Origin of the sequence: Paenisporosarcina macmurdoensis (assembly GCF_042658845.1) — a bacterium.
Taxonomy (GTDB): Bacteria; Bacillota; Bacilli; order Bacillales_A; family Planococcaceae; genus Paenisporosarcina; species Paenisporosarcina macmurdoensis.
Map to the genome: position 1 here is coordinate 511,902 of NZ_JBHSRI010000002.1, position 26,124 is coordinate 538,025.

Consider the following 26,124-nt stretch of genomic DNA (forward strand, 5'->3'; position numbering starts at 1 on the left):
ATGAAATTCTTATTCCGTAATGTAAAAGAATTAGTCGAATTAGCGACAAGTGAAAATAAGTTAATCTCTGAATTAATGATAGAACAAGAAATGCTAGTTACGAGAAGAAGTCGTGAAGATATTATGAAGCAAATGGATACTAACCTTACAGTCATGGAACAAGCTGTAGAAAAGGGATTGAAGGGTGTTCACTCCACATCAGGCTTAACTGGTGGAGATGCCGTATTACTTCACAATTATATGAAAAAAGGCAACACACTTTCAGGTGCATTATTAATCGACGCAGTAAGTAAAGCTGTGGCGACTAATGAAGTGAACGCAGCAATGGGAACGATTTGTGCAACACCAACTGCAGGTTCTGCAGGAGTGGTACCTGGTACTTTATTTGCTGTTCAAAATCAATTAAATCCAACACGTGAAGAAATGATTCGTTATTTATTTACTTCAGGTGCATTCGGTTTCGTTGTAGCAAACAATGCTTCAATTTCGGGTGCTGCAGGCGGTTGCCAAGCTGAAGTTGGTTCAGCTGCTGCTATGGCTGCTGCTGCCATCGTTGAAATGTCTGGTGGGACTCCACAACAATGTTCAGAGGCCTTTGCCATTTCAATGAAAAACATGTTGGGATTAGTTTGTGACCCAGTTGCAGGTCTAGTTGAGGTACCGTGTGTGAAGCGAAATGCTATGGGTGCAGCAAATGCATTGGTTTCTGCTGATATGGCACTGGCGGGTGTAACTAGTCGTATTCCTTGTGACGAAGTAATTGATGCCATGTACAAGATTGGACAATCTATGCCGAGTGCATTAAAAGAAACAGCGCAAGGCGGTTTAGCAGCAACTCCAACTGGGAGAGCACTAGCTGAAAGAATTTTTGGTGCTGATTTTGTAAAAGGTGTGTAGTAAAAAGCTTCAATCCGTAAACAGCATAAAAGGCGTTGGTGGAGAAACGGAAAAAACCTTAGCCGATATGGGAATCCTTACTTTGCAAGATTTAGTCATGACATTTCCATATCGTCATGAAGATTTTCGTTTAAAAAATATTGCAGAAACACCACATAACGAACGAGTAACAGTAGAAGGAAGGGTCGAAAGCGAGCCTTCTATTCTTTTTTTAGGGAGAAACAAATCACGCTTACAAATTCGTCTACTCGTTGGTCCTCATTTAATTAAAGTGGTGTTCTTTAATCAGGCCTACTTGAAAAATAAGATCACGAGCGGACAAATCGTCACTGTAACAGGGAAGTGGGATCGTGGGCGTCAAGCGATTAGTGCAACACATTTCTCCTCAGGTCCAAAAACAGATCAAATCGATTTTGAACCTATGTATAGTTTAAAAGGTTCTCTTCATCAAAAAACATTCCGGAAATTTATGCACCAAGCTTTGCAAGAAGTGGGTACAGATTTACAGGAATGCCTTCCTCAAGACATTAGAGAATCGTATAAACTATTACCGGTGTTCGAAGCGCTTGAAGGCGTTCATTTTCCAAAAGATGCGGAACAAGTGAAACAAGCTAGAAGACGATTCGTTTACGAAGAGTTACTGATGTTTCAGTTGAAAATGCAAGCGATAAAAAAAGTGCGAAAAGAACAAAATAAAGGCATTGCGATTGCTTATGATATTCAAAAATTAAAAGACTTGATAGGGACTTTACCTTATGAGTTAACAGCTGCTCAGAAGCGAGTGGTAAATGAAATATGTAAAGATTTAAAAGATCCTCATCGCATGAATCGGTTACTTCAAGGGGATGTAGGTTCTGGCAAAACGGTGGTAGCTGCAATTGCATTGTACGCTGTAATTACTGCTGGTTTCCAAGGTGCTCTAATGGCACCAACAGAAATTTTAGCTGAGCAACATGCTGCTTCCTTGCATGAATGGTTGGCGCCAATGGGCATTCGAATCGCTTTATTAACTGGTTCAACCAAAACAAAGGCTCGTCGAACCCTGCATGAGCAACTCCAAAATGGTGAGATAGATTTACTTATTGGCACACATGCCTTAATTCAACCAGATGTGGAATTTCGTCGACTTGGTCTCGTTATTACAGATGAGCAACATCGATTTGGTGTTGAACAACGACGCGTCTTAAGAGATAAAGGCATGAGTCCTGATGTGTTGTTTATGACCGCGACACCGATTCCTCGAACATTGGCCATTACTGCATTTGGAGAAATGGATGTTTCAACCATCGATGAAATGCCTGCTGGACGAAAAGAAATCGAGACGCATTGGGTTAAAAAGGAACTCTTTGATGAAACCATTAAACGAATGGAAAAAGAGCTGCAAGAGGGTAAACAAGCATATGTCATATGTCCACTTATCGAAGAGTCTGATAAGCTTGATGTCCAAAATACGGTGGACGTGTATGAGCAATTATCCTCTATCTTTCACAATAAATTTAAAGTAGGTCTTATGCACGGCCGTTTGCATTCGACTGAAAAAGATGAAGTGATGAGAGCTTTTAGTGAAGGCCAAATTCAAGTACTTGTTTCCACAACAGTTGTAGAAGTCGGGGTGAATGTACCCAATGCAACGTTTATGGTTATTTATGATGCAGAACGCTTTGGACTGGCTCAACTTCATCAACTTCGGGGACGTGTTGGTCGTGGTTCAGCGCAATCGTACTGTATATTGCTTGCAGATCCTAAATCAGAAGAAGGCAAAGAACGTATGATGTCAATGACTGAAACGAATGATGGTTTTAAATTGGCTGAAAAAGATTTACAGCTTCGGGGTCCTGGTGACTTTTTTGGTCGTAAACAAAGTGGCTTGCCAGAATTTAAAATGGCTGATTTGGTTCATGATTATCGAGCGTTAGAGACTGCTAGACAAGATGCTGAGAAATACCTTGCTTCAGATGAGTTTTGGACAAGTGAAGAGACGAAGTGTTTGCGTACTTACTTACAAGACTCGGGTGCCTTAGATGGGGATAGAATAGATTAATAAGAATGCTCGGACTGTGTAAAAAGGTCATACTTTTAGACAATCCTTGCATTCTTTTTCTTGTATTTATATACTGATAATAGTACCAAGTGCTAATATCGGATGGTGAACCTATGAAACGCTCAAAAAAAGAACGCCAACAACAATTAATCGAGACTATTAAACATAATCCGTTTATCACTGACGATGCCTTAGCTAATCAGTTTACAGTCAGTGTTCAAACGATTCGTTTAGACCGTTTAGAGTTGTCGATACCTGAGTTACGTGAACGTATTAAACATGTTGCCTCGAAATCATTTGAGGATGAGGTCCGATCTCTGCCTTTAAGTGATGTAATAGGGGAGATGGTTGACATTGAACTGGACCAAAGAGCAATTTCAATATTTGACGTAAAATCAGAACATATATTTAAGAGAAATCAAATTGCACGAGGACACCATTTATTTGCACAGGCGAACTCCTTGGCAGTTGCAGTCATCAATGATGAATTGGCCTTAACAGTAAAATCTATTTTATCTTTTGTCAAACCGGTTAAATTAGGAGATCGTGTTATAGCGAAAGCATTTGTAACTCGAAAAGATCAAGAAAAAAACCGCACATTTGTCGAAGTCACTTCAACTGTAGAAAACGAAATTGTTTTTGAAGGACAATTTGAAATGTTTCGAGCGAATGATGCAAGTAAAGGTGATTTAAAATGAAAATCGCAGTAGACGCAATGGGTGGAGACCACGCACCAAAAGAAATCGTGGAAGGTGTCTATTTGGCACTGGAACAATTCGAAGATATTCATATTCTATTATTTGGCCATGAGGAAAAAGTGAAACCTTTTGTAAAACCACATGCTCGATTAACAGTGATTCATACAGAAGAAAAAATAGAATCGGACGATGAACCAGTTAGAGCTATTCGTCGAAAAAAAGATGCGTCAATGGTACGCATGGCTGAAGCTGTGAAAAATGGCGAAGCACAAGCGTGTGTATCTGCCGGTAATACAGGAGCGCTTATGGCGGCGGGACTTTTCATTGTAGGACGGATTGAAGGAATTGATCGACCTGCTCTAGCCCCAACTTTGCCGACGGTGGATGGACAAGGTTTTGTGATGTTGGATTTAGGTGCTAATTCAGATGCGAAACCAGAACATTTGGTGCAGTTCGGAATTATGGGAAGTATCTATGCAGCAAAAGTACGTGGAATCGAATCACCTCGTGTTGGATTACTTAACATTGGAACAGAAGAAACGAAAGGCAATGAACTGACTAAATTAGCTTTTACTCAGTTAAAACAAGCCCCAATTAACTTTGTAGGTAATGTAGAATCTCGTGATTTGCTTTTAGGTGCAGCAGATGTCGTTGTAACAGACGGTTTTACAGGCAATATGGTATTAAAAACAATCGAAGGAACCGCAGCTAGCTTCTTTAGCATGTTAAAAGAAGTGTATGGCGCTTCTACGAAGTCGAAAATTTCTGCGTATCTGGTAAAAGATGATTTACGTGGTCTCAAAAAGAAAATGGATTATACCGAGTATGGTGGAGCTGCATTGTTTGGATTAAAAGCCCCAGTTATAAAAGCGCATGGTTCTTCAAATGCCACTGCAGTAATGAACGCCATCCGCCAAGCCCGTACAATGGTTGAATTTGACGTATGCGGAACGATCCACTCAACAATAGCAGGAGGCAACACACAATGACCAAGATTGCATTTATATTTCCGGGACAAGGCTCTCAAGCTGTTGGAATGGGAAGTGAACTAGTTCACGCGAATGAAGGAAACAAAGAGTTTTATGATAAAGCGGATAATCAGTTGGGTTTCCCCTTATCTAAACTCATGTTACAAGGACCTGTAGAAGAATTAACCTATACATACAATGCCCAACCTGCACTGTTGACTACAAGTACAATGGTATCTGAACTTCTTCAAGCAGCCGGTTTAAAACCTGACTATACAATTGGTCATAGTTTGGGAGAATATTCAGCGCTTGTAGCTTCAGGTGTCATGTCCTTTGAAGATGGCATTAAGATTGTCCATGAGCGAGGTTTGTACATGAACGATGCTGTACCGGCTGGCGAAGGTGCTATGGCCGCGATCTTAGGTATGGAGTCAGATGCTTTAAAAGTAGTGACGGATCTTGTAACTTCACAAGGCGATGTGGTTCAATTAGCAAACTTGAATTGCCCAGGACAAATTGTTATTTCTGGAACCAAACAAGGTGTAGAGAAAGCTTCTGTGCAAGCTAAAGAAGCGGGTGCTAAACGTGCGATACCTCTTGTGGTAAGTGGCCCTTTCCATTCGGAGCTAATGCGTCCAGCTGCATCGAAGTTGAAACACGCTTTAGATCAACTGGAGATGCATAATACAGATGTGCCTGTTATTTCAAACGTTACAGCAAGTCCTGTAACTACAGCAGACGAAATGAAAGAATTGCTAGTGCAACAATTATATTCTCCGGTACGTTTCGAAGAATCGATTCGCGCATTGATGGACTTAGGTGTCAACACATTTATCGAATGTGGGCCAGGTAAAGTTTTGAGTGGATTAGTAAAAAAAATAGATCGTTCTGCAGGTATTTATGCTGCTTATGATTTAGAGTCAATCGAACAAGTGATTGAAGCATCGAAGGAGTGGGCGTAATGGGGAAATTGAACGGAAAAACGGCAATCGTAACAGGGGCTTCTCGCGGCATTGGAGCTGAAATTGCCAAGTATTTAGCAAAAGAAGGCGCACGTATTGCTGTGAATTATAGCGGTAGCCAGGCCAAAGCAGAAGAAGTTGTAAATGAAATTACGGCGAACGGTGGCGAAGCTTTTGCCATCCAAGCAAGTGTTAGTGATGCAGAAAGTGTTTCAGCTATGATTTCTGAAACGATGAACCGTTATGGTAGTATTGATATTCTTGTCAATAACGCAGGTATCACACGTGATAACTTATTGATGAGAATGAAAGAAAACGAGTGGGACGATGTTATCAACACGAATTTAAAAGGCGTGTTCTTATGTACAAAAGCAGTGTCACGCCAAATGATGAAACAACGTGCTGGACGAATCATTAATATTTCTTCTGTCGTAGGAGTATCTGGAAATGCTGGTCAAGCAAACTATGTAGCAGCAAAAGCCGGTGTTATTGGCTTGACGAAGACAACAGCTAAAGAATTAGCTAGTCGTAACATTAATGTCAATGCAATTGCACCAGGGTTTATTACGACTGATATGACAGATGAACTTTCAGAAGAAGTGAAAAACCAAATGCTAACGCAAATTCCTTTAGCGAAACTTGGTAGCCCTGAAGATGTTGCAAAAGCGGTTGTATTTTTAGCTTCTGAAGATTCAAACTATATTACGGGTCAAACACTTCATGTAAATGGTGGCATGGTCATGTAATTGCCCCTATCAAGTAGGCTTGATTTTTTGTATACTCATTGAGGGGAGGTGACTTTAGTGGCAACTGTAATAGAGCGCGTAACAAAAGTAATCGTAGATCGTTTAGGTGTTGACGAGAGCGAAGTAAAATTGGAAGCTTCTTTCCGTGATGATTTAGGTGCTGATTCTTTAGATGTAGTTGAACTTGTTATGGAATTAGAAGATGAGTTCGATATGGAGATTTCTGATGAAGATGCTGAGCAAATCAGTACAGTAGGAAGTGCAGTAACTTTTATTGAAAGCAAACAAGGATAAGCAATTATTCCATTGCGAGACGTGGTAGCCATTCATCATGAATGGTCTTCTGCGTCTCTATTTCTTTTTGCACAAAGGAACATAAACGAGTAAAATAGACCGTAGCAATTAAAGGAAGGCAGATTACATAATGACGGGTAAACGTAGAGGGACGCCTCAAAAGAACGGAACTTTTTCCGAAACAGTTAAGCAATCATTTGCAATATTACAGCAAGAATTAGGAGTTCAATTTCTAAATCCAGAACTTCTGTACCAATCTTTTACGCATTCATCTTATGTGAATGAGCATCGACGGAAATTTTACACGGACAATGAGCGACTTGAATTTTTAGGTGACGCGGTTCTTGAACTGTCTGTCTCTCAATATTTATTTCAAAAGTTTACTGCCATGAGTGAAGGTGAGTTGACAAAATTACGTGCAGCGATTGTATGTGAACCGTCACTCGTTGTATTTGCGAATGAATTGAACTTTGGTAAATATGTACTTTTAGGTAAGGGAGAAGAAGTTACAGGAGGACGAGAACGACCTGCACTTCTTGCAGATGTCTTTGAGTCTTATGTGGGTGCCCTTTATTTAGATCAAGGCTTACAACCTGTTGTGACGTTTTTAGAGAAAGTGGTCTTTCCGAAAGTCGAAACCGGTGCTTTTTCGCATGTGATGGATTATAAGAGCCAATTGCAAGAGATGATTCAACAAATGAACAATGGTTCCTTAACCTATGAAATTGTAGAAGAAAAAGGACCAGCTCATAATCGTACATTTGTTTCAAGTGTTCGATTAGGCAACAACGAACTAGGTATAGGAAACGGCAAGTCTAAAAAAGAAGCTGAACAACAAGCAGCACAAGTAGCGATTGTTCACTTACAAGAAGATGCTACAAGCAGACAGGAGGGCTAATTTTGTTCCTTAAACGACTTGAAGTCATTGGATTTAAATCGTTTGCGGATCGAGTTGGTATCGATTTTGTACCTGGAGTAACCGCAGTTGTTGGTCCTAATGGTAGTGGGAAAAGTAATGTGACGGATGCTATTCGATGGGTTCTCGGTGAACAATCAGCGAAATCTCTTCGTGGAGCCAAAATGGAAGATGTGATTTTTGCGGGTAGTGAGTCTAGAAAACCGCTGAATTTTGCAGAAGTCACACTTATACTCGACAACTCTGATCAGCGCTTGCCATTAGATTACAATGAAATAAGTGTCACTAGACGCGTGTTTCGTTCAGGAGATAGCGAATATTTATTAAATAAACAATCTTGTAGACTGAAAGATATTACCGATTTATTTATGGATTCAGGGTTAGGTAAAGAAGCCTTTTCAATTATTTCGCAAGGTCGAGTAGATGAGATTTTAAATAGTCGCCCAGAAGATCGACGTTCTATTTTTGAAGAGGCAGCTGGCGTTCTTAAATACAAATTACGTAAAAAGAAGGCCGAAAATAAACTGTTTGAAACTGATGACAATCTTCATCGCGTATTGGATATACTACATGAGCTAGATGATCGAATGGAGCCGCTTCACATGCAAGCTTCAGCTGCCACCGATTATTTGAGTATGTCTGAAGAACTAAAAGACGTGGACCTCAAGTTAATTGCTTTTGATTTGACTCGTGTTAATAACCGCTTATCTGAAGTAAAGCAAGAAGTGGAGATTTTCGAGCAACAAGAAAAAGAACTTGAAAATATCATTGGCAGTATGGAACTTGAATTGCAATCAGTGCGAAGTCAATTGGCACAACAGGACTGTTTAATTGATGAATCCCAAGAATCCTTAGTTGAAGCAAGTTCTGAACTTGAACGCTGGGACGGTCGTAAGCAATTGATGGCTGAAAAACGTCAAAATAAGGATCAACAAATTGATAAATTAAAATTAACGATTGTTGATCTTGAAGAAGACAAAGTTCAATTAACCAGCCAGTTGGAACAAAGACAATTAACGACGACGAAAAGTAAAGCTGAATTGCGAACTGTCCAAAATGAAGTAAAACAATTAGATCATTTACTAAAACAAACGAGCGCTGAAATTGAAGTAGAAATAGAAGATTATAAATCAACGTATATTGAATTGTTGAATGAAGAAGCGACGGTTAAAAACGAGTTGAAACATTTAGATCAACAGCTTCTGCAACAAGATGAATTTAAAGGTAAAATGACCAACGAATATAAATTGATTAAATCTGACTTAGCAAAAGTTGAAAAACAACAAAAACAAGTTGAACAACAACTAGCGCAAATTCGTCGTTCTTTACATGACAAGTTGATCGATTATAAAGATCTTCAACAAACGTTTACGAAAGAAAAAGATGAACTTGAATCTAAGCAGTCGATGTTGTATCAAGCCTATCAACTTCAACAACAATTAAAGGCAAGAAAAGAGTCACTGGAAGCGCTTGAAGCAGATTTCTCTGGTTTCTTCCAAGGTGTAAAAGAAGTATTAGTTGCCCGTGAAAAGGGCCAACTTACGGGCATTACAGGAGCTGTAGCTGAACTCATTCAAGTGAAAGCTGCTTATGCAAAAGCACTTGAAACGGCTCTTGGTGGAGCGATGCAACACATAGTCACTGATACAGATCAAGATGCTCGGAAAGCGATTGCCTTCTTAAAGACAAAACGCTCTGGTCGTGCCACCTTCTTACCTAAAACCGTGATGAAATCAAGAAAAATTCAGCCAGAAGCTTTGCGAAGCATTACGAGCCATCCATCATTTATTCAAACGGCAGATGAACTAGTAACGTTTGACCAATCTTCAACAACCATAGTAGAAAATTTACTAGGAAATGTTATTGTGGTAAAGGATTTAGAAGGTGCTTCTCAAATTGCGAAGTCACTTCAATTCCGCTTCCGAGTAGTTACATTAGATGGCGATATCATCAATGCAGGTGGTTCATTAACTGGTGGATTTACAAAACAGCAAACTTCTGTGTTCTCTAGAAAAGCGGAATTAGACGAACTATCACTTAAATTAACTGGAATGGACCAAACCATTCAAAAAGCTGAAAACCAAGTTGCCACTTTAAAAATAACCATTGATAAACAAGCTGAAATACTTGAAAGTATGCGTGCTGAAGGGGAAGAAAGTAGAGCGCAAGAATTAGAACTTAGTTCAAATTCGCGCGAACTCGAAGCCGCTTTTAAACGTCTCAAAGAACGCGCAGTTATTTCTAATTCAGAAACAATGGACGTGGCAAGTCGTCATGAACAAGCAGTAGAGAAAAAGAATCTTGCGCACAAACGACTTTGTGAATTAAAAGAAGAATTGAATAAAATAAATGATACGATTAATCGTCTAACGAGTCTTAAGTCGAAAAACTTAAGTGAACGAGACCAATTAACTGAACAAATGGCAGAGCTTCGCTCAAGACAGGCCGTATTAACAGAGCAACTGAAAGCTGCAGAGCAGACAGTAGCAGAAATCCAAGAGACCATTCAAAAAGTGACGAACAAGCTTGATCATGCCACAAAAGAAATGCAGTGGTACGAAACTGGTGATAATCAAATGGGTCCAACACCTGTTGAAATTGACCAGAACTTGAACGACTGGAGGAAAAAGAAAAAATCTCTTGTAACGCTAATTGCAAAGAGCAAAGAGCAGCGCGCACAAATCCACATTCACCTACAACAAGTGGAGCTACAATTGAAGAAAAATCAACATTTACACAAGCAACAATTGGATGCCCTTCGAGCTGCAGAAGTGAAGATGAACCGCTTTGATGTGGAACAATCTACTCTTCATATGCAACTAGAAGAAAACTATCATGTGACGATTGAAGAAGTAGAAATTCCGGATATGCAAACATTTGAAGAAGAGTGGTCTCGTAAAAAAGTTAAATTACTCAAACAGTCTATTGAAGAATTAGGTCCTGTTAATGTAGCTTCAATTGAAGAATTTGAACGCGTTTCAGAACGTCATTCATTCTTAACTGAACAGCGTCAAGACTTATTGGATGCGAAAGAGACATTGCATGAAGCTATCAAGGAAATGGATGAGGAAATGACTTTGCGATTCAGTGATACTTTCCATGCGATTCGTGCGCAATTTGGTCGTGTATTCCGAGAGTTATTCGGTGGAGGTCAAGCTGATCTAGTATTGACTGATCCATCGGACATGCTTGAAACTGGCATCGAAATCCTTGCACAGCCGCCAGGTAAGAAACAACAAAACTTAAGTTTACTGTCAGGTGGAGAACGTGCGTTGACAGCGATTGCTTTATTATTTGCCATTTTGAACATTCGTCCAGTACCGTTTTGTATATTAGACGAAGTAGAAGCGGCACTTGATGAGTCAAACGTCGTCCGTTATAGTCAATACTTGAAAAAGTTTAGCCATGACACGCAGTTTATCGTCATCACCCATCGTAAAGGAACAATGGAAGGTGCCGATGTGTTGTATGGTATAACCATGCAAGAATCAGGGATTTCCAAATTAGTATCCGTGAAAATGCAAGAAGATAAACCGACACTTGTCGCACAAGGGAGCGAAAGAGCTTGAGTTTCTTTAAAAAAATGAAAGAAAAAATCACAGGAACAAGTGAATCGGTTTCTGTTTCCGAAAAATTTAAAGATGGATTATCAAAAACACGCAGTCAATTTACTTCAAAAGTGAATGATTTAGTTGCTAAATACCGCAAAGTGGATGAAGATTTCTTTGAGGAGTTAGAAGATTTATTGCTTCAAGCCGATGTGGGTGTTGAAACAGTGATGGACCTAATGGATGCATTGCGCTTTGAGGTACAACGTAAAAATATAAAAGACACAGCGGGTATTCAATCCGTTATTTCTGAGAAATTAGTTGAGATTTATGAATCAGGAGAAGACGAATTTATTGGTCTTCTTATTCAAGAAACTGGTTTAACGGTTATATTGTTTGTAGGCGTTAATGGTGTAGGTAAAACAACGACCATTGGGAAATTAGCACATCGCTTAAAAGAACAAGGGAAAACAGTAATGTTAGCAGCTGGTGATACATTCCGCGCTGGTGCGATTGAGCAATTGCAAGTGTGGGGAGACCGTGTAGGTGTCGACGTGATCAAGCAAAATGAAGGTTCAGATCCTGCGGCAGTAATGTATGACGCGGTTCGTGCTGCAAAAAGCCGAGGAGTCGATATATTGATTTGTGATACGGCAGGCCGCTTGCAAAATAAAGTGAATCTAATGAACGAATTGCAAAAAGTTCACCGTGTTATAGAACGTGAAGTGCCAGGTGCTCCACACGAAGTGTTGCTCGCATTAGACGCTACTACAGGACAAAATGCGTTGATACAAGCACAAGCATTTAAAGAAGCGACAAACGTCACAGGCATTGTCTTAACTAAGCTCGACGGTACGGCTAAAGGTGGAATTGTGTTAGCAATTCGTAACAAATTACACATTCCGGTGAAGTTTGTTGGTTTAGGTGAGAAAATGGATGATTTGCAACCTTTCGATACCGAGAAGTATGTATATGGATTGTTTGCAGAAGGTTTAGAACAAGAAGAAGCGAATGAATTGAGCTAGACAAGTAAAAATACTTGACGCATCATGGATTGCTCGATATGATACAAGTAGAAAGCTGTAGGTGGGAGAGATCATGATGCTACTTGAAAAAACGACACGCATGAACTTCCTTTATGATTTTTATCAGTCTTTACTGACAGACAAACAAAGAAGTTATATGCATCTCTATTATCTAGATGATCACTCACTTGGAGAAATAGCACACGAATATGAAATTTCTAGACAAGCAGTCTATGACAATATTCGTCGTACTGAAGCCATGTTAGAAGAGTATGAAGATAAACTACGCTTATTTGAAAAGTTTCAGCAACGCCAAGTTGTAATGGAACAATTACAACAATTAATAGAGGCGGAACCTGTCAATAAAGAGCTAGCATTTGATTTGATTGTAATGCTAAAAGAATCGGATTAGGAGGCGGCATGCATGGCATTTGAAGGACTAGCCGAGCGGCTGCAAGGAACCATCCAACGTATTAAAGGTAAGGGTAAAGTTTCCGAAGCAGACGTAAAAGAAATGATGAGAGAAGTTCGTTTTGCTTTAATCGAAGCGGACGTTAACTTAAAAGTTGTCAAAGAATTCGTTAAAAAAGTAAGTGAGCGTGCAATTGGTGTTGATGTCATGAAGAGTTTGACACCAGGCCAACAAGTAATCAAAATCGTAAAAGATGAGTTAACTGAATTAATGGGTGGCGAACAAAGTCCTATTAAATTTGCTCAAAAACCACCTACAGTTATTATGATGGTAGGGTTACAAGGTGCTGGTAAAACAACCACAACAGGTAAACTTGCGCTCCTTTTACGAAAAAAGTACAATCGCAATCCACTATTAGTGGCTGCGGATATTTATCGTCCTGCTGCCGTTCAACAGTTGCAAACGATTGGTAAGCAGTTATCACTTCCTGTTTTTTCAATGGGGACTGATGTTTCACCAGTGGAGATTGTGCGTCAAGCACTTGAGAAATCAAAAGAAGACCACAATGATGTCATCATCATTGATACCGCAGGCCGTTTGCATATAGACGAAGTATTAATGCAAGAATTGAAAGACATTCGTGCATTAAAAGAACCCGATGAAGTGTTCTTAGTTGTTGACTCTATGACGGGTCAAGATGCTGTAAACGTTGCACAAAGTTTCAATGAAGCCATTGGCATAACTGGTGTAGTCTTGACTAAGCTGGATGGGGACACACGTGGTGGAGCTGCATTATCCATCCGTTCGGTAGCTCAAAAACCGATTAAATTTGTCGGGATGGGTGAAAAAATGGATGCGCTTGAACCTTTCCATCCAGAACGCATGGCTTCTCGTATACTTGGGATGGGTGACATGTTGTCACTGATTGAAAAAGCCCAAGAAAATGTCGATGAAGAAAAGGCAAAAGAGCTTGAAGAGAAATTTAGAACGCAAAGCTTTACATTTGATGATTTTATTGAGCAACTGAACCAAGTGAAAAAAATGGGTCCTCTTGAGGACATCATTAAAATGCTACCAGGTGCAGGTAAAATCAAAGGATTAGAAAATGCTAAAGTTGATGAAAAACAAATGGGTCGTGTTGAGGCTATTATTTATGCCATGACTCCTCAAGAAAAAACGACACCTGACATCATCAGTTCAAGTCGTAAAAAGCGAATTGCTAAGGGATCTGGAACTACGATTCAAGATGTCAACAGATTACTGAAACAATTTGAAGACATGAAGAAAATGATGAAGCAAATGTCAGGCATGCAACAAAAGGGCAAGAAGAAGATGAAAATGCCTGGTCTAGACTCTCTTTTCAAATAAATTTCTAGTGAAATTTAGAGGTGTTAAGAAAAAACACTTTACAAACAAATAAATCCTTGATAATATACTATCTTGTGTGAAACTATTCGGAGGTGCTATTAAACATGGCAGTTAAAATTAGATTAAAACGTATGGGAGCTAACAAGTCTCCTTTCTATCGTATTGTTGTTGCTGACGCTCGTGCTCCACGTGACGGCCGTCAAATCGAAACAGTTGGTACTTACAACCCATTAACAAAACCAGCTGAAGTTAAAATCAATGAAGAATTAGCTTTAAAATGGTTATCAAACGGTGCTAAACCATCTGATACAGTTCGTAACTTGTTCTCAGATCAAGGTATCATGGAAAAACACCATATCGCAAAAAACGCTAAGTAATCGGGGGCAGCATAATGAAGCAGCTGATTGAAACAATTGTTAAACCATTAGTTGATTATCCGGATGATGTTCGTGTCGAACTTGACGAAAATACAAACCGTATTGTCTACAAACTTTCTGTCCATGCTGAAGATATGGGGAAAGTTATTGGTAAACAAGGTCGTGTGGCGAAAGCGATTCGTACCATTGTTTATTCAGCAGCAAGCAGCCACCATAACAAAAAGACGTATGTCGATATTTTAGATTGATTAAAAAAGGAGGGAGCTCATAGTTCCTTCCTTTTTTGTACCGTAAAAACAGAGTGCACTTGCGACTAGCACAAATGCACAATAATCAAAAATATAATATAAAAAGCCTTTTATAGAAATCAGGGAATTGGCTCCCTTTCCGCGGACGAACAGGCAAGCCTCCTCACTCATACCTCGCTGCGGGGTCTTGCCAGCCAAGATTATGTCAAAGGAACTTTGACCATAATCTTGGCGACGAAGCTAGCGAAGCGATGCAGGAGCACGGGTTTTTAGGGTTTCCGCGGGGAGTCGCATATTCCCTTAGTATTCTAAGTACATTTTAATTGAGCTATATGAAAAGCTATATTAAAGAATGCTGGTCATATTGAAGATCAATTGAAAGAGTACATTTGCGACGAGTAACCGCAGGAGCAGGGCTTTTGAAGAATGAGGCACAGTGTATGGTTTTCATAGTTGTTGGCTTATGCGGAACGAGCGGCCTGCGCAAATGCTTAGGTGTATAAATTAACAGAGCCAATAGACAAGCTATGTTAAAGAATGCTGTTGATATTGTTGACTCTAGCAGAACGCTTGGCTCGCAGTATGACAAACAACGGTATCGTTTAACAAAGCCTTTTAATAAGGAGTGATTTCAATGGAATGGTACAACGTAGGTAAGATTGTCAACACCCACGGGATTCGTGGAGAGGTTCGTGTTATTTCAAGTACGGACTTCCCGGAAGAGCGTTATGCAATTGGTAACAAACTTTCTTTATTTCAAGAAGGAAAGAAAACGCCACTAGTGTTAACAGTGGCTACTCATCGCCAACACAAAAACTTTGACCTTTTGACTTTTGAAGGGTATTTGACAATTGAAATGGTAGAAGTTTTTCGAGGTGGCATTTTAAAGATTTCTGAAAATCAATTAACGGATTTAGAAGGCAATGAATTCTATTTTCATGAAATCATGGGCTGCACTGTGTATGATCTTGAAGGACAAGAAATTGGTGTCGTGACTGACATTTTACAAACTGGAGCAAATGATGTTTGGACTGTAACTCCTGCAAAAGGTAAAGAGCATTACATTCCTTATATTGAAGAAGTAGTAAAAGAAATTGATATTGATGAAAAGAAAATCATTATTGATCCATTGGACGGCCTATTGTCATGATGCATATTCATGTGTTGTCGTTGTTTCCCGCTATGTTTGAAGGCGTCTTTGGATCATCGATTTTAAAAAAAGCACAGGAAAAGCAGGCAGTTTCATTGGAAGTAACCGATTTTCGTGCGTATTCAGGCAATAAACATAGCCAGGTGGATGATTATCCTTATGGTGGTGGTGCAGGTATGGTTTTAAAGCCGGAGCCCTTATTCCAAGCTGTAGAGGCCATAACAACATCTTCTATAAAACCAAGAATCATTTTAATGTGTCCGCAAGGTGAGCGCTTTACGCAAGCCAAAGCAGAAGAGTTAGCACAGGAAGAAGAGTTAATCTTTTTGTGTGGACATTACGAAGGATACGATGAACGGGTACGAGAACATATAGTAACCGACGAAATTTCGATTGGCGATTTTGTGTTAACTGGAGGAGAACTTGGAGCGATGACAGTAATCGATAGTGTTGTTCGATTACTACCAGGAGTACTTGGTAACGGGGAGTCCCCTGTTCAGGATTCGTTTTCAACTGGTTTACTAGAGCATCCTCACTATACAAGACCTTCAGAATTTAGAGGTTTTAAGGTACCTGCAGTGCTACTGTCTGGTAATCATGCACATATTGACCAATGGCGTCGTGAACAATCTTTGTACCGTACATGGAGCAGACGACCCGATTTGATGAAAAATACTGAATTAACCACGAGTGAACAACAGAAAATCGCTCAGTGGGAGAAAGAGAAAAACTACTAATTGTCTTGCTTGATTGCATGAGTTGTGGTATCATCTATTCTGTACTTCCTTTGTGGAGTGCCGAATTACGGTGTTCCGCTGCAGCCGCAGTCGCTGGCAAGAGCATCTGTCTAAGGAGAGAAAACTATGCAAAACATTATTACAGAAATTACTAAAGATCAACTTCGTACGGATCTTCCTGAATTCCGTCCTGGGGACACTGTTCGTGTTCACGTTAAGGTCGTAGAGGGAACTCGCGAACGTATCCAAATGTATGAAGGTGTTGTTATTAAACGTCGCGGTGGCGGTGTTAGTTCAACATTCACAGTGCGTAAGATTTCTTACGGAGTAGGTGTAGAGCGTACATTCCCTGTACACACACCAAAAATTGCTCAATTAGAAGTTCTTCGTCGTGGTAAAGTACGTCGTGCGAAATTGTATTACCTACGTGATCTACGTGGTAAAGCAGCTCGTATTAAAGAGATGCGCTACTAATAATCTAAATCAGAAAGAGAGCTTGGCAATCAAGCTCTCTTTCTTTTTGCTTGTCATTAATAATACTTGTACAATTAAAAGTAATTGAAGCAAGGAGGCAACCACATGGAACAAACTAAAAAAGAGAAGAACGAGTTTTGGGAATGGTCGAAAGCTTTACTCATCGCTTTTGGACTAGCCTGGATCATTCGTTTTTTCCTATTTACCCCTATAGTTGTCGATGGAGAATCGATGATGCCAACACTTGAAGATGGCGATCGTATGATCGTCAACAAAATTGGCTACGAAGTAGGAGAACCTGATAGGTATGATATTGTCGTGTTTCATGCGCCTGAAGAAAAAGATTACATAAAACGGGTAATCGGATTGCCAGGAGATCATGTTGCTTATAAAAATGATCAGTTATTTATAAACGGGGAGCCGCAAGATGAACCGTATTTAGATCCTTATAAAAAAGATATAAATGAAGGTACCTTAACGGAAGATTTCACACTTGAAGAAAGTGCACAAATAAGCGTAATCCCTGAAGGGTATGTGTTTGTCATGGGTGATAATCGTAGATATAGTAAAGACAGTCGACATATTGGCATTGTGGCGTTGGAGGAAATAATTGGTAGTACAAATGTTGTTTTCTGGCCACCAAATGAAATAGGACTTGTCGAGTAACACTGGAGGAGATTAAAACATGACTATACAATGGTTTCCGGGTCATATGGCGAAAGCTCGCCGACAAGTTACGGAAAAATTAAAATTAGTTGATATTATTTTTGAATTAATTGATGCGAGATTACCTTTATCGTCAAGGAATCCAATGATTGACGAAGTAATTGGACAAAAGACAAGATTATTAATATTAAATAAAGCTGATATGGCAGATGATCATCAAACGAAGAAGTGGATTCGCTACTTTGAAGAGCGTGGACATCGTGCAGTTGCTATCAACTCATTTGAAGGCAAAGGTTTGCAACAAGTAACCACTGCAGCTACTGAATTATTAGCTGAAAAATGGGAGCGGATGGCCTCTCGTGGGATTAAACCTCGTGCCATTCGAGCGATGATTGTTGGAATTCCAAACGTTGGGAAATCAACATTAATCAATCGTTTAGCAAAGAAAAATCTTGCAAAAACTGGCAATATGCCTGGGGTAACTAAAGCTCAACAATGGATCAAAGTAGGTAAAGAACTTGAGTTACTAGATACACCTGGTATCCTATGGCCTAAATTCGAAGATCAAGCAGTGGGCTATAAATTAGCATTAACTGGAGCCATCAAAGACACCATCACGAATACAGAAGACTTGGCTGTATATGGATTACATTTTCTAGCTGATCACTATCCAAAACGCATGGATGAACGCTATAAACTGACTGAAGTGGACGAAGATTTAGTGAAAACTTTTGACCACATTGGAAAACTTAGACGCGCTATTGGTAATGGTGGAGAAGTCGATTACGAAAAAGTTTCAGAACTCATCGTACGCGATATTCGTGGTCAACTTCTTGGAAAATTAACTTTTGATATAGTTGACGAGATGTCTACAACTACAGAAAAATAACCTTTTTCGCCTTCGGGTGAGAAAGGTTTTTTCAGATACAAAATAGAGGTGAAGATTGTGGAGACGATCAAAACGATTGCCGAAAAACTAAAACAAACGTCACAGCCAAATGAATGGACAGACAAATTGAAAAATGATCATCGGGCGGGTGTTTTAAAGTTAGTGACTTCATGGCAAAGGAAATTGGAACTCGAAAAGAATTTACAAATGTCACATGCAGAGAAAATTCTTTTTGATGAAAGCTTTAAACTACATAAAACGGACTTAGTTGCAGGTATAGATGAAGCAGGGCGAGGTCCTTTAGCTGGTCCAGTAGTAACTGCCGCCGTCATTTTCGATGGATACCCAAAAGAACTTTTAGGCATTAATGATTCCAAAATACTGCCACGATTAAAACGAGAAAATTACGCAGAGATTATCAAAAAACATGCTCTCGCTTACTATGTTCATATTCAATCAATTGAACAAATTGATACTTTTAATATTTATCAAGCGACCAAATCTTCGATGACGTTGGCCGTTGAAAATCTACCAATTCAACCACAGGTATTATTAGTAGATGCGATGACTTTACCGACCGACATTGCACAACATTCCATTATTAAAGGGGATGCGAAAAGTTTAGCTATTGCCGCAGCATCGATTTTAGCAAAAACAACACGCGATAACTTGATGAATGAATTCGACAAAATCTATCCTGAATATCACTTTGCAAAAAATGCAGGGTATGGAACTGCCGATCATTTAGCAGCATTAAAGCAGTTCGGGGTAACGAAAATTCATCGAAAAACCTTCGAACCAATAAAGTCTATGATTCGATAAGATTTCCGAATATTTGATGTATAACACAAAATAATAGACTTATGTGGACATTGTATGACAGGTTTTATACAATGGTTAAGGTAGTTAAATACTTGTTTAAAGTTTGATTGGAGGATGTAATATGAATATCCATGAATATCAAGGTAAACAACTCCTCAGACAATACGGTGTAGCGGTTTCGACAGGCTTAGTTGCTTTTTCTCCAGAAGAAGCTGTTAAGGCTGCCAAAGAACTTGGCACTGATATTGTTGTGGTTAAAGCTCAAATCCACGCAGGTGGTCGTGGTAAAGCCGGCGGTGTTAAAATCGCTAAGAACTTAGATGAGGTTCGTGCATACGCAAAAGAACTTCTTGGTAAAACGCTTGTTACTCATCAAACAGGTCCAGAAGGTAAAGAAATTAAGCGTCTTCTTGTTGAAGAAGGATGCGACATTAAAAAAGAATACTACTTAGGTTTAGTACTTGACTCTTCAACTGCTCGTGTAACTCTTATGGGTTCTGAAGAAGGCGGAGTAGATATTGAAGAAGTAGCGGAAGCAACTCCTGAAAAAATCTTCAAAGAAGTTATTGATCCAGTTGTTGGATTAACAGGATTCCAAGCACGTCGTATGGCTTTCAACATGAATATTCCAGCTAAATTAGTAAACAAAGCTGCTAAATTCATGCTTGGTTTATACCAAGTATTTATTGAAAAAGATGCAGCAATCGTAGAAATTAACCCACTTGTAGTAACTGGTGGAGGGGATGTAATGGCTCTTGACGCGAAGTTTAACTTCGATGCAAATGCATTATATCGTCATAAAGATATCTTAGAATTACGCGATTATGATGAAGAAGATGCAAAAGAAATTGAAGCATCTAAATATGACCTAAGCTATATCTCTTTAGATGGCAACATCGGATGTATGGTAAACGGTGCTGGACTAGCTATGGCAACAATGGACACAATTAGCTATTACGGCGGATCACCCGCTAACTTCCTTGACGTTGGGGGCGGTGCAACAGCTGAGAAAGTAACTGAAGCATTTAAAATCATCCTTTCAGACAAAAATGTTAAAGGTATCTTCGTTAACATCTTTGGTGGAATTATGAAGTGTGACGTTATCGCTGAAGGCGTAATCACAGCTGCAAAAGAAGTTGGATTACAAGTACCACTTGTTGTTCGTTTAGAAGGAACAAACGTGGACCTTGGTAAGAAATTATTGAATGAATCTGGCTTAAACATTGTTGCGGCTGGCTCTATGGCTGATGGCGCGCAAAAAATTGTTGAACTTGTAGGCTAAGAAAGGCAGGGACAAAAGATGAGCGTATATATTAATAAAGATACGAAAGTACTCGTACAAGGTATTACGGGTTCAACTGCTCTTTTCCATACAAAACAAATGCTTGAGTATGGCACGAAAATTGTTGCTGGTGTTACACCAGGAAAAGGCGGTACTGAAGCTGAAGGCGTACCTGTTTTTAATACTGTAGAAGAAGCTGTGAAAGCAACTGGCGCTAACGTTTCTGTTATTTATGTTCCAGCACCATTCGCTGCAGATGCTATTTTAGAAGCTGTAGATGCTGATTTAGATATGGCGATCTGTATTACTGAACATATTCCTGTTCTTGATATGGTAAAAGTAAAACGCTATATGGAAGGCAAGAAAACTCGTTTAGTCGGACCTAACTGCCCTGGTGTTATTACACCTGACGAATGTAAAATTGGTATTATGCCAGGATACATTCACAAAAAAGGTCATGTAGGAGTCGTTTCACGTTCAGGAACACTTACTTATGAAGCAGTACACCAACTTTCTCAAGAAGGTATTGGACAAAGTACAGCTGTAGGTATCGGTGGAGATCCAGTAAACGGAACTAACTTTATCGATGCATTAATGGCATTCAATGAAGATCCAGATACGTATGCAGTAGTTATGATTGGTGAAATCGGCGGATCTGCAGAAGAAGAAGCAGCAGAGTGGATTAAAGCTAACATGACGAAGCCAGTAGTAGGATTTATTGGTGGACAAACTGCTCCAGAAGGTAAGCGTATGGGCCATGCCGGTGCGATTATTTCTGGCGGTAAAGGTACAGCAGCTGATAAAATCAAAGCGATGAACGCAGCTGGTATGGAAGTTGCAGAAACACCATCAGTTATTGGTGAAACTTTAATTAAAGTAATTAAAGAAAAAGGCTTATACGATCAATGTAAAACACATTAATCAAAAAAAGCGACACATCGTTCGGTGTGTCGCTTCTTTTTAAAGATAAAAGAATTCTTACTATTTAGTAAACTTATAGTTCTGTAGAGTTACATGTTTTGCACCTATCTAATAAGGAGGAAAGGTATGATCAACCAATCATTTGAACAACGCTTATTGGCACTACATTATGTCTTACCCATTCCGTTAAATCGCTTGCAGCCCCTACTACAAGTAGATCCGGAGTTAGAAGAATGTGAACGAATGCACATTCACCAACTCTCCCGTTTGTTAAACCTTACTCATGAGAAAGCTAGAAAGTTTAAAGAATCCTATATAAAAGCGCTTGGAACCCCCCTTATTCAAGCGTATATCACGAATAACATTACACCTCTCCCATTTAATCATCCCAATTATCCAAAGCAGTTAAGCACTCTGTATGACCCGCCAACTATGCTCTATGCAAAAGGACGACTGGATTACTTAGTAATGGATCACCATGTAGCAGTCATCGGCGCAAGATACGCATCGGACTATTCTAAAGATGCAATGGCTTTTATACTTCCGCCACTTGTAAAGCATGACGTCGTTATTGTTAGTGGCCTTGCGAAAGGAGCAGATGCAATGGCTCACCAATTCACTCATGAACTAGGAGGGAAAACGATTGGTGTATTAGGTCATGGTCACTTTATCCGTTATCCAAAAGAGAATCATGCTCTTTACGATATTATGGAAAAACACCATTTAACGTTGTCAGAATATCCGCCATATGTGACGCCTCAGAAGTGGTATTTCCTTATGCGTAACCGTTTGATTAGCGGACTATCACGAGCAGTCGTTGTAACAGAAGCTAAAGAAAAGAGTGGCACAGTTAATACAATTCAACATGCATTAGATAATGGCAAAGATGTCTATTGTGTGCCTGGTCCAATTACGTCATTATTATCTCTTGGACCTAACCAATCACTCCTAGAAGGTGCGAAACCTGTATGGAATGGCTATCAAATCATAGAAGAATTGCAAGGAATTACAGCTCGAAAATGACTTAGAAATGAAAAATGGTTGCAATATACTAGAAACTGTTATACATTTTGCAACAGGTATTTCTTTTATTGATTTATAAGGAACCTCTATAGGGAGGCACATACATGTCGGATTATTTAGTGATTGTGGAATCGCCAGCCAAAGCGAAAACGATTGAACGATACCTTGGCAAAAAATATAAAGTGAAAGCATCACTTGGTCATGTTCGTGATTTACCACGTAGTCAAATGGGTGTAGATGTAGACAATGAATATACACCAAAATACATTACGATTCGTGGAAAAGGTCCAGTTTTGCAGGAACTAAAAACAGCAGCTAAAAAAGCGAAGAAAATCTTTCTCGCGGCTGACCCGGATCGCGAAGGTGAAGCAATTGCTTGGCATCTCGCGAACTCATTGAATATTGATATCGAATCAGATTGTCGTGTTGTTTTTAATGAAATAACAAAAGAAGCGATTAAAGAATCGTTTAAGAACCCTCGCCCAATAGATATGGACTTAGTGGATGCACAACAAGCCCGAAGAATATTAGACAGACTTGTTGGGTATAACATCAGCCCAATACTATGGAAGAAAGTCAAAAAAGGTCTTTCTGCTGGCCGAGTTCAGTCAGTAGCATTACGTTTAGTAATTGACCGTGAAAATGAAATCAAAAGTTTCCAACCTGAAGAATACTGGACAATTGAAGGAAACTTTGAAAAAGGTAAAAAACCTTTCGACGCGCTTTATTTTGGCAATGGTGCCGAAAAAATAAAGCTAACCAATGAAACACAAGTTAAAGAGATACTTAGCAAATTAAAAGGTGACAAATTTGAAGTTACAAGTGTGGTTAAAAAAGAACGTAAACGAAATCCCGCACCATCTTTTACAACATCTTCTCTACAACAAGAAGCAGCACGTAAATTAAACTTCCGTGCAAGAAAGACCATGATGCTTGCTCAGCAACTGTATGAAGGTTTAAGTATCGGTAAAGAAGGCATTGTCGGTTTAATTACGTATATGCGTACAGATTCAACTCGTATATCTGATACCGCGAAAAAAGATGCGCACTCTTATATAGAAAGCGAATACGGAAAAGAATTTGTCACAACATCAACAGCACCTGTGAAGCAATCGAAAAAATCACAAGATGCACATGAAGCAATTCGACCTTCTAGCGTATTACGTTCACCTGATCAGTTAAAATCAATTCTTTCTAAAGATTTATTCCGTTTATATAAATTGATATGGGAACGTTTTTTAGCAAGTCAAATGTCATCTGCTGTATTAGACACAGTGACAGTTGATTTAACAAATGAACAAGTAGTTTTCCGTGCAAACGGTTCTCAAGTTAAATTCCCTGGTTTTATGAAGTTATATGTTGAAGGAAACGATGATCAAGTCGAAGAAAAGGATCGCATTTTACCCGAGATGGAAAAAGGCGATTTCGTTAAGAAGCTTGAGATTGAACCGAAACAACATTTTACCCAACCGCCTCCACGTTATTCGGAAGCACGTCTCGTCAAGACATTAGAAGAGTTAGGGATAGGTCGACCTTCTACTTATGCACCAACTCTTGATACCATTCAAAAGCGTGGCTATGTAACTCTTGATGCAAAACGTTTTATTCCAACCGAATTAGGTGGCATCGTCCATCAGCTTGTATTGGAGTTTTTCCCTGATATTATTAACATTGAATTTACAGCTCAGATGGAAAAAGACTTAGACAGTGTTGAAGAAGGACAAGAAAAATGGGTTCATATTATCGATAAATTCTACGTAGACTTTGAAAAACATGTCACACATGCAGACAAAGAAATGGAGAAAGTCGTAATTAAAGACGAACCAGCAGGAGAAGATTGTGAAAAATGTGGTTCTGCAATGGTCTATAAATTAGGCCGTTATGGAAAATTCATGGCGTGTAGCAACTTCCCGGAATGTCGCAATACAAAAGCAATTGTTAAAAATATCGGCGTTAAGTGTCCAACTTGTAAAGAAGGCGAAGTCGTTGAACGTAAGAGTAAAACGAAACGAATTTTTTATGGTTGTGACCAATACCCAACATGTGAATTTGTATCTTGGGACAAACCACTTAGTCGTCCATGTCCAAAATGTAGTGAATTATTAGTTGAGAAAAAGCTGAAAAAAGGTATTCAAATTCAATGTACTGCATGTGATTATAAAGAAGATACACAAGCGTAAAAGAAAAGCGCAAAGCTTAGGTGCAGACTGACGCTTGTAGCTAGACCAGATAGAGAATATCTATAAAAGTTTACGCTTTCTTAGATAAAAAGGAGAAAGTTGGTGTGGAAATTGACTATTGTCAATGTAATTGGAGCAGGCCTTGCTGGAAGTGAAGCCGCGTGGCAAATCGCAAAAAGAGGTGTTCGTGTTCGACTTTTCGAAATGAGACCAGTCAAACAAACACCTGCGCACCACACGGACAAGTTCGCTGAGCTTGTTTGCTCAAATTCTTTACGTGCCAACACATTAACGAATGCAGTCGGCGTTATTAAAGAAGAAATGAGAATGTTGGATTCCGTAATTATGAAAGCAGCAGATCAATGTGCTGTTCCAGCGGGAGGGGCGCTTGCTGTTGATCGTCATGAGTTTGCGGGTTATGTAACAGAGTGCGTAAAAAACCACCCACTAGTGGAAGTCATTAATGAAGAAGTGACTGAAATTCCTGAAGGGATAACCATTATTGCGACAGGACCTTTAACTTCTCAAGCTTTAGCAGAGAAAATTCAAGAACTTACAGGTCAAGATTACTTGTACTTTTATGATGCTGCAGCACCTATTGTTGAAAAAGACAGTATCGATATGGACAAAGTGTATGTGAAATCTCGCTATGATAAAGGGGAAGCGGCTTACATTAATTGTCCGATGACAGAAGAAGAGTTTGATCGTTTTTATGATGCCTTGATATCTGCTGAAGTAGTACCATTAAAAGAGTTTGAAAAAGAAATTTATTTTGAAGGCTGTATGCCATTTGAAGTAATGGCTGAGCGAGGTAAAAAGACCTTACTATTCGGACCAATGAAGCCAGTAGGTCTAGAGGATCCGAAAACCGGAAAAATCCCTTTTGCCGTTGTTCAGTTAAGACAAGACGATGCAGCAGGGACTTTATATAACATTGTTGGTTTTCAGACACATTTAAAATGGGGACCTCAAAAAGAAGTCTTGAAATTAATCCCAGGCCTTGAAAACGTGGAAATTGTGCGCTACGGCGTGATGCATCGCAACACTTTTATCAATTCACCACGTGTTTTAAGACCTACATATCAAGTGAAAACGAATGATCAGTTGTTCTTTGCAGGACAAATGACAGGTGTTGAAGGATACGTAGAATCAGCCGGAAGTGGCTTATTAGCAGGCATAAACGCTGCTAAGTTAGCACTTGGAGAAGAGTTATTAGTATTTCCTGAGGAAACGGCACTAGGTAGTATGGCTAGATACATTACTGAAGCAGATCCTAGGAATTTTCAACCGATGAACGTCAACTTTGGATTATTCCCTGATTTACCAAGACGTTACAAATTGAAGGAAAAACGTGGGGAAAAACAAGCTGAACGAGCACTAGGCACAATTCGAAATTTTATGAATTCACAATCGATATAATTGCTGTAAGCCTCTAGTTATTGTTATAATCTAGAGGCTTTTTACTTTGTCATAATAAAAA

General features: G+C 39.4%; 25 protein-coding genes. All 25 read left to right on the plus strand.

The features are described 5' to 3' along the window. The 25 genes from sdaAA (at nucleotide 1) to trmFO (ending at nucleotide 26,063) form a co-directional block, all read left to right on the plus strand. Nucleotides 1-897 carry an L-serine ammonia-lyase, iron-sulfur-dependent, subunit alpha gene (gene sdaAA, locus ACFPYN_RS02375; RefSeq protein WP_377732308.1) on the plus strand — a complete coding sequence of 299 codons (897 nt, stop codon included), beginning with the start codon at nucleotides 1-3 and terminating at the stop codon, nucleotides 895-897. Then, a complete protein-coding gene (gene recG, locus ACFPYN_RS02380) occupies nucleotides 890-2,938 on the plus strand; it encodes an ATP-dependent DNA helicase RecG (RefSeq protein WP_377732309.1) in 2,049 nt (682 codons plus the stop codon). The genes sdaAA and recG overlap by 8 nt, the downstream gene beginning before the upstream one ends. Before the next feature lie 113 nt (nucleotides 2,939-3,051). Then, the gene (gene fapR, locus ACFPYN_RS02385) at nucleotides 3,052-3,636 is read left to right on the plus strand and encodes a transcription factor FapR (RefSeq protein ID WP_377732310.1); all 585 of its coding nucleotides are present in this window, start codon (nucleotides 3,052-3,054) and stop codon (nucleotides 3,634-3,636) included. Next, a complete protein-coding gene (gene plsX, locus ACFPYN_RS02390; protein WP_377732311.1) occupies nucleotides 3,633-4,625 on the plus strand; it encodes a phosphate acyltransferase PlsX in 993 nt (330 codons plus the stop codon). Before fapR ends, plsX begins: the two co-directional genes overlap by 4 nt. Further along, entirely contained in the window at nucleotides 4,622-5,566 is a 945-nt protein-coding gene (gene fabD, locus ACFPYN_RS02395) for an ACP S-malonyltransferase (protein ID WP_377732312.1), read from the plus strand. The genes plsX and fabD overlap by 4 nt, the downstream gene beginning before the upstream one ends. Next, complete coding sequence (gene fabG, locus ACFPYN_RS02400) at nucleotides 5,566-6,312, plus strand: 3-oxoacyl-[acyl-carrier-protein] reductase (protein ID WP_377732313.1); 747 nt, start codon at nucleotides 5,566-5,568, stop codon at nucleotides 6,310-6,312. The genes fabD and fabG overlap by 1 nt, the downstream gene beginning before the upstream one ends. Before the next feature lie 57 nt (nucleotides 6,313-6,369). Next, on the plus strand, nucleotides 6,370-6,606 hold the full coding sequence (acpP, locus tag ACFPYN_RS02405) for an acyl carrier protein (RefSeq protein WP_024535029.1): 237 nt from the start codon (nucleotides 6,370-6,372) through the stop codon (nucleotides 6,604-6,606). A 130-nt stretch (nucleotides 6,607-6,736) separates the two neighbouring features. Then, a complete protein-coding gene (gene rnc, locus ACFPYN_RS02410) occupies nucleotides 6,737-7,504 on the plus strand; it encodes a ribonuclease III (RefSeq protein WP_377732314.1) in 768 nt (255 codons plus the stop codon). A 2-nt stretch (nucleotides 7,505-7,506) separates the two neighbouring features. Then, nucleotides 7,507-11,091 (plus strand): chromosome segregation protein SMC, encoded by a 3,585-nt coding sequence (gene smc / locus ACFPYN_RS02415; RefSeq protein WP_377732315.1) that lies wholly within the window; start codon nucleotides 7,507-7,509, stop codon nucleotides 11,089-11,091. After that, nucleotides 11,088-12,095, plus strand: a complete 1,008-nt coding sequence (gene ftsY, locus ACFPYN_RS02420; protein ID WP_377732316.1) for a signal recognition particle-docking protein FtsY — start codon at nucleotides 11,088-11,090, stop codon at nucleotides 12,093-12,095. The genes smc and ftsY overlap by 4 nt, the downstream gene beginning before the upstream one ends. Nucleotides 12,096-12,171: 76 nt before the next feature. Next, nucleotides 12,172-12,507, plus strand: coding sequence for a putative DNA-binding protein (locus ACFPYN_RS02425; protein WP_377732631.1), 336 nt, complete (start codon nucleotides 12,172-12,174; stop codon nucleotides 12,505-12,507). A gap of 12 nt (nucleotides 12,508-12,519) precedes the next feature. Next, nucleotides 12,520-13,875 (plus strand): signal recognition particle protein, encoded by a 1,356-nt coding sequence (gene ffh, locus ACFPYN_RS02430; RefSeq protein WP_377732317.1) that lies wholly within the window; start codon nucleotides 12,520-12,522, stop codon nucleotides 13,873-13,875. 104 nt (nucleotides 13,876-13,979) lie between these two features. Beyond that, nucleotides 13,980-14,252 carry a 30S ribosomal protein S16 gene (gene rpsP, locus ACFPYN_RS02435; protein ID WP_377732318.1) on the plus strand — a complete coding sequence of 91 codons (273 nt, stop codon included), beginning with the start codon at nucleotides 13,980-13,982 and terminating at the stop codon, nucleotides 14,250-14,252. 14 nt (nucleotides 14,253-14,266) lie between these two features. After that, nucleotides 14,267-14,500 (plus strand): KH domain-containing protein, encoded by a 234-nt coding sequence (locus ACFPYN_RS02440; protein ID WP_024535022.1) that lies wholly within the window; start codon nucleotides 14,267-14,269, stop codon nucleotides 14,498-14,500. A 634-nt stretch (nucleotides 14,501-15,134) separates the two neighbouring features. Then, entirely contained in the window at nucleotides 15,135-15,650 is a 516-nt protein-coding gene (gene rimM / locus ACFPYN_RS02445) for a ribosome maturation factor RimM (protein ID WP_377732319.1), read from the plus strand. Next, nucleotides 15,647-16,387: a tRNA (guanosine(37)-N1)-methyltransferase TrmD gene (gene trmD / locus ACFPYN_RS02450; RefSeq protein WP_377732320.1), complete on the plus strand. Its 741-nt coding sequence runs from the start codon at nucleotides 15,647-15,649 to the stop codon at nucleotides 16,385-16,387. Before rimM ends, trmD begins: the two co-directional genes overlap by 4 nt. 126 nt (nucleotides 16,388-16,513) lie before the next feature. After that, the gene (rplS, locus tag ACFPYN_RS02455; RefSeq protein ID WP_024535019.1) at nucleotides 16,514-16,861 is read left to right on the plus strand and encodes a 50S ribosomal protein L19; all 348 of its coding nucleotides are present in this window, start codon (nucleotides 16,514-16,516) and stop codon (nucleotides 16,859-16,861) included. A 105-nt stretch (nucleotides 16,862-16,966) separates the two neighbouring features. After that, a complete protein-coding gene (lepB, locus tag ACFPYN_RS02460) occupies nucleotides 16,967-17,527 on the plus strand; it encodes a signal peptidase I (protein WP_377732321.1) in 561 nt (186 codons plus the stop codon). A 19-nt stretch (nucleotides 17,528-17,546) separates the two neighbouring features. Further along, entirely contained in the window at nucleotides 17,547-18,416 is an 870-nt protein-coding gene (gene ylqF / locus ACFPYN_RS02465; RefSeq protein WP_377732322.1) for a ribosome biogenesis GTPase YlqF, read from the plus strand. Between the two features lie 57 nt (nucleotides 18,417-18,473). Continuing rightward, entirely contained in the window at nucleotides 18,474-19,238 is a 765-nt protein-coding gene (locus ACFPYN_RS02470) for a ribonuclease HII (RefSeq protein ID WP_377732323.1), read from the plus strand. Nucleotides 19,239-19,359: 121 nt separating this feature from the next. Next, nucleotides 19,360-20,520, plus strand: a complete 1,161-nt coding sequence (gene sucC / locus ACFPYN_RS02475; RefSeq protein WP_377732324.1) for an ADP-forming succinate--CoA ligase subunit beta — start codon at nucleotides 19,360-19,362, stop codon at nucleotides 20,518-20,520. Nucleotides 20,521-20,538: 18 nt separating this feature from the next. Continuing rightward, nucleotides 20,539-21,441 carry a succinate--CoA ligase subunit alpha gene (gene sucD, locus ACFPYN_RS02480; RefSeq protein WP_377732325.1) on the plus strand — a complete coding sequence of 301 codons (903 nt, stop codon included), beginning with the start codon at nucleotides 20,539-20,541 and terminating at the stop codon, nucleotides 21,439-21,441. Nucleotides 21,442-21,567: 126 nt separating this feature from the next. Further along, entirely contained in the window at nucleotides 21,568-22,464 is an 897-nt protein-coding gene (gene dprA / locus ACFPYN_RS02485) for a DNA-processing protein DprA (protein WP_377732326.1), read from the plus strand. A 104-nt stretch (nucleotides 22,465-22,568) separates the two neighbouring features. Then, nucleotides 22,569-24,644, plus strand: coding sequence for a type I DNA topoisomerase (topA, locus tag ACFPYN_RS02490; RefSeq protein WP_377732327.1), 2,076 nt, complete (start codon nucleotides 22,569-22,571; stop codon nucleotides 24,642-24,644). Nucleotides 24,645-24,755: 111 nt separating this feature from the next. Continuing rightward, entirely contained in the window at nucleotides 24,756-26,063 is a 1,308-nt protein-coding gene (gene trmFO, locus ACFPYN_RS02495) for an FADH(2)-oxidizing methylenetetrahydrofolate--tRNA-(uracil(54)-C(5))-methyltransferase TrmFO (RefSeq protein WP_377732632.1), read from the plus strand. The last annotated feature ends 61 nt before the right edge of the window (nucleotides 26,064-26,124 follow it).

Bases quoted from the DNA above. Each gene is read 5' to 3' on its own strand.
- sucD (WP_377732325.1), top strand. From the start codon at position 20,539: ATGAGCGTATATATTAATAAAGATACGAAAGTACTCGTACAAGGTATT.
- fabG (WP_377732313.1), top strand. From the start codon at position 5,566: ATGGGGAAATTGAACGGAAAAACGGCAATCGTAACAGGGGCTTCTCGC.
- trmD (WP_377732320.1), top strand. From the start codon at position 15,647: ATGATGCATATTCATGTGTTGTCGTTGTTTCCCGCTATGTTTGAAGGC.
- rnc (WP_377732314.1), top strand. From the start codon at position 6,737: ATGACGGGTAAACGTAGAGGGACGCCTCAAAAGAACGGAACTTTTTCC.
- ylqF (WP_377732322.1), top strand. From the start codon at position 17,547: ATGACTATACAATGGTTTCCGGGTCATATGGCGAAAGCTCGCCGACAA.
- ACFPYN_RS02440 (WP_024535022.1), top strand. From the start codon at position 14,267: ATGAAGCAGCTGATTGAAACAATTGTTAAACCATTAGTTGATTATCCG.
- dprA (WP_377732326.1), top strand. From the start codon at position 21,568: ATGATCAACCAATCATTTGAACAACGCTTATTGGCACTACATTATGTC.
- lepB (WP_377732321.1), top strand. From the start codon at position 16,967: ATGGAACAAACTAAAAAAGAGAAGAACGAGTTTTGGGAATGGTCGAAA.
- rplS (WP_024535019.1), top strand. From the start codon at position 16,514: ATGCAAAACATTATTACAGAAATTACTAAAGATCAACTTCGTACGGAT.
- fapR (WP_377732310.1), top strand. From the start codon at position 3,052: ATGAAACGCTCAAAAAAAGAACGCCAACAACAATTAATCGAGACTATT.
- ffh (WP_377732317.1), top strand. From the start codon at position 12,520: ATGGCATTTGAAGGACTAGCCGAGCGGCTGCAAGGAACCATCCAACGT.
- ACFPYN_RS02425 (WP_377732631.1), top strand. From the start codon at position 12,172: ATGCTACTTGAAAAAACGACACGCATGAACTTCCTTTATGATTTTTAT.
- fabD (WP_377732312.1), top strand. From the start codon at position 4,622: ATGACCAAGATTGCATTTATATTTCCGGGACAAGGCTCTCAAGCTGTT.
- sdaAA (WP_377732308.1), top strand. From the start codon at position 1: ATGAAATTCTTATTCCGTAATGTAAAAGAATTAGTCGAATTAGCGACA.
- sucC (WP_377732324.1), top strand. From the start codon at position 19,360: ATGAATATCCATGAATATCAAGGTAAACAACTCCTCAGACAATACGGT.
- topA (WP_377732327.1), top strand. From the start codon at position 22,569: ATGTCGGATTATTTAGTGATTGTGGAATCGCCAGCCAAAGCGAAAACG.
- rpsP (WP_377732318.1), top strand. From the start codon at position 13,980: ATGGCAGTTAAAATTAGATTAAAACGTATGGGAGCTAACAAGTCTCCT.
- rimM (WP_377732319.1), top strand. From the start codon at position 15,135: ATGGAATGGTACAACGTAGGTAAGATTGTCAACACCCACGGGATTCGT.
- plsX (WP_377732311.1), top strand. From the start codon at position 3,633: ATGAAAATCGCAGTAGACGCAATGGGTGGAGACCACGCACCAAAAGAA.